This window comes from Arhodomonas sp. KWT (assembly GCF_010993615.1).
Window position 1 is genome coordinate 1 of record NZ_WNXE01000794.1, and the last position, 770, is coordinate 770.

Annotated in this window: 2 protein-coding genes; one reads left to right on the forward strand and one right to left on the reverse strand. The window is 70.8% G+C overall.

The genetic code is table 11. The features are described from left to right. The first annotated feature begins 110 nt into the window (after positions 1-110). Positions 111-308 carry a hypothetical protein gene (locus G7A99_RS22450; protein WP_018718854.1) on the forward strand — a complete coding sequence of 66 codons (198 nt, stop codon included), beginning with the start codon at positions 111-113 and terminating at the stop codon, positions 306-308. A 240-nt stretch (positions 309-548) separates the two neighbouring features. Here the strand turns inward: G7A99_RS22450 and G7A99_RS22455 are convergent. Beyond that, positions 549-770, reverse strand: a 222-nt coding sequence (locus G7A99_RS22455) for a hypothetical protein (protein WP_205600012.1), incomplete at its 5' end; no start/stop codon positions are given.

Below are 770 nucleotides of genomic sequence, written 5' to 3' on the forward strand. Positions count from 1 at the left end.
GACGGAACAGGTGATTGGCCTCGGCGACGGTCCAACGGATGCCCGGAACCAGAGAGAATACAGACAGAATTCACTTGTAAGCGCGTGGCCTGCCACGCAGGAGACCAGCAATGAACAGCAATGAGCCCATTGTTCACGAGGGACGTGTCGGGCTGCTCGAGATCGAGCCGGTGCTGCGCCGCAGCCGCCGGATGCGTAACGAGGCGATCGCCCGTTCGCTTCGGCGCTTCGCCCACGCGATCGGCAGCCACACGCGTCACCACGCCCACGAGATCGCCGGCCTCTTCCACACGCCGGCGGCCCGCTAGGGGCTTCCACCGGACGGAGCCACAGCCCAGGGCTCCGTCCCGCCCGGAACCCCGTTTCCGGGACACTGTCTCTCCTCCTCCTTGGCCGACCCCCGGGTCGGCTTTTTTTGCGCCGCCCCCGTTGCCCCGGTTTCACTCCCCCGGCCACACGGCAGGCCACGGCACCGGTCACACGCCGGACCGGCAGACGTTTCGCCGGCGCGGCATCCCGTGGAGCGAGCGGGCCTTGTGAGCGGGCCGTCAGGAGCAGGCCGCCACACGCACCGCCTCGTCGGCCGGCCGATCGCCCGCCAGGACCAACTCCAGCGCCTCCAGCCCGAAGCTCAGCACCACGGCGGCATGGCCGTCCGGCGCCAGGCCACCGGCCTCGATCTGCGCGGACGTCGCGCGCCCGCAGTACCCGACCGGTATCCAGCCCTCGGGGTCCCGGGCCTCTATGGCCATGCCCCCGTCCAGCGGCCC

Coding starts and splice junctions, on each gene's coding strand:
- G7A99_RS22450 (WP_018718854.1), top strand. CDS start 111: ATGAACAGCAATGAGCCCATTGTTCACGAGGGACGTGTCGGGCTGCTC.